3 protein-coding genes are annotated in these 2,732 nt (G+C 46.9%); 1 reads left to right on the top strand and 2 read right to left on the bottom strand.

Annotated elements, in window-relative coordinates:
* A partial coding sequence (locus RMO35_RS02900) for a Mur ligase domain-containing protein (RefSeq protein ID WP_309738437.1) occupies positions 1 to 804 on the bottom strand: 804 nt, incomplete at its 3' end.
* Between the two features lie 385 nt (positions 805 to 1,189).
* On the opposite strand from RMO35_RS02900, the gene smpB reads away from it, so the two are divergent.
* Positions 1,190 to 1,663 carry an SsrA-binding protein SmpB gene (gene smpB, locus RMO35_RS02895; RefSeq protein WP_309738436.1) on the top strand — a complete coding sequence of 158 codons (474 nt, stop codon included), beginning with the start codon at positions 1,190 to 1,192 and terminating at the stop codon, positions 1,661 to 1,663.
* A gap of 322 nt (positions 1,664 to 1,985) precedes the next feature.
* Here the strand turns inward: smpB and RMO35_RS02890 are convergent.
* A partial coding sequence (locus RMO35_RS02890) for a DUF1350 family protein (RefSeq protein WP_309738433.1) occupies positions 1,986 to 2,732 on the bottom strand: 747 nt, incomplete at its 5' end.

Genomic DNA, 2,732 nt, shown 5'->3' with positions numbered 1-2,732 from the left:
TTCATATACTCGAGCCGAAGTCCCATCGGCATGGTAGTCAATCTCATCGACGGTATAATCGGCGACTTGTCCCGGCTCGACACTATAAGAAATCGTCGGTTTGATGCGCTCTTTGACGATCTCACAGTCGATCGAGCCGATTGTCACTTGACACTGGTTGGCAAATGTGGTAAAGGTATCGATTACCTGATCGAGGCTCTTATAATGGTCGGGATGATCGAGTTCGATATTCGTAATTATCCCGATTTTGGGTGAATGCTTGACGAGGGAACCGTCAGACTCATCGACTTCGGCGACAAAATATTCACTGTTGCCAACTCGGGCATTGCCATCCCAAGCTGTGACTTCACCACCGACGACAATTGTCGGATCGACACCAGCTTCTACTAGCATGTAACCGATCGCGCTGCTAGTTGTAGTCTTACCGTGAGTACCTGCCACGCCGATACTCGTGTATTCCCCAATCAGAGCGGATAATACATCCGATCGATGAAAGATCGGACACCCTTGCGCCAACGCCGCTCTCAATTCGCTATTAGTTTTACCAATGGCCGTCGAGCAGATGATTTGCGGCGTTTGTCCAGATGGGTGGTTATCAAAAAAATCTAAATTACTCGCATCCTGACTCAGGAAAATGTGCGCCCCAACTGACGCCAACTTTTGAGTGATGTTTGTCGATTTGAGATCGGAACCAGATACTGGCAACCCGCGTCTTGCTAGTACATAAGCCAGCCCTGACATCCCAATCCCCCCAATCCCGATAAAATGAATCGGACGACCGCCAAAATCAATAGAACTACCCATAATATTTTCTCACCAGCCAGATAGAGCGACCCTTACCAACAGGCGTTATCATAGCAATAATTGTTTGTTTTCGATCTAAATTTTTTGGTGTAGTCATACAACATGAGTATCGATTTGGATCTAAAGCCAAATTCGCTAAATCTCCTTTGATGAGAGTACCCTACAAGGCTAGCAGCTAAATTCCAGCAAGCTTTGACCACTCGATCGAGCTAGCCGATCGTCAAGATCGTCGCTTTTAATGGAATAACTATACCAAATTTCATCAAATAGTCCAGATCTTTAGATAAAGTTACATTCTATTAGTACCAAAAAGCTAGACTTCGGCTGTGAATATTGGCGATCGCCACTTCGTTCCAGTCGCGCTGGTCGATAGTAAAATAGATATATGAGCGAGAAAGAAAAATCAGATAGTATCAAAATTGTTGCCGACAATCGGCAAGCTCGGTTTCTGTACGAAATCCTCGAAACTTACGAAGCGGGGATCGAGTTATTAGGGACAGAGGTAAAATCGATTCGCGCAGGCAAAGCCAATCTGCGCGATGGTTATGGCTTATTGAGACAGGGACAGATCTGGCTGCTCAATGCCCATATTTCACCGCACAATAGCACCAGCGCCTATTTTAACCACGAACCAACGCGCACCCGCCGAATGCTAATGCACAAAGCAGAAATCCGCAAGCTAATCGGCAAAGTCGAGCAGCAGGGGTTAACTTTGGTGCCGTTGAAGATGTATCTCAAGCGCGGGAAGGTCAAAATTACGATCGCGTTAGTACGCGGTAAGAAGCTTCACGACAAGCGCGACGACCTCAAGAAGAGAGACGATAAACGCGATATGGATCGCGCGATGAAACGCGGTTAAGCATCGAAAAATCGGTTTATATAACCGACGATCTTGCCCTCACCCCCAGCCCCTCTGTCTTGTCTCGCTAGACCCTCGGCAAAGCCGAGGAGCGCGAGCCGCGCCCAAACTTGGGAGCGGCGTTTTTATGTCTAGGGTTCCCCCCGAATAAAAAAGCGGATTGATTTTCGGTCGGGTTTCCCGACCATGAAAATCAACCAAGCAACGACAAGACAGAGGGGAGCCAGAGCCAGAGGCGAAGGCGGGGTGAGGGCGACGGGGTTTCGCTAGCAAAAGAAGTCTATGCAAGACGGATTTGGTATTATTACTGGCTAGCAGACTTTTAGCGACTTACGACTGGATCTAGCCATTCTAAGATTTCGCGTTTGAGTTGGTGTAAATCGCGATGAACTTCTTGCTTGAACCATTGCCCGATCGCATCGAAAGGGGTAAAAAATTGGGGATTGAGTTGTACTTGAAAATCTTGACCCAAGGGCGTCAGATGACTGCCATTAATCTTCAGCATCGACACCTGTCCGGGGAAAATCTGCTTGAGAGTTTGACCGAGCGTGTATGACTGATCGATCGTATCATTACTAAACTTGACGATTAGATTGCGGGGAACATCATAATATCCCGAAATTAATTCTAAAGTTTCTTGAGGATTGGGTGTAAATTCCACATTGAATTCCTGCGGCATCTGACCCATTAAGGGGACGGCATCACGAGCCGAGAAATTATTAAATGAAATCAAAATATTGCCAGTACGCTTGACATCGTACAAGCTACCGATCAGTAGATGGAGCTTACAGCCCATACTATGTCCGACCCCATAGACAGGTAAAGAACTAGTTGGTAAATAACGGCGATCTTGTAATAAATCTAAGGTATCTTCAAATCGATTGTAGACATCACAGGCGATCGCCCGATGATCGAAAGTATTGATAAATGGGGTCGCGATCGTCGCGTAGCCCTGTTTGCCCAAATCTTCTAATAATAAGCGATAGGTGAGATGGGGCGCGGCGGCGACAAATGCACCGCCTAAAAAGTGAATGACCGCACGCGGCTGACGTGGAATATAGACCCAATT

This window comes from Chamaesiphon sp. OTE_20_metabat_361 (genome assembly GCF_031364565.1).
Note: the sequence above shows the minus strand (reverse complement) of the source record. Positions and strands in the feature narration are given on the sequence as shown.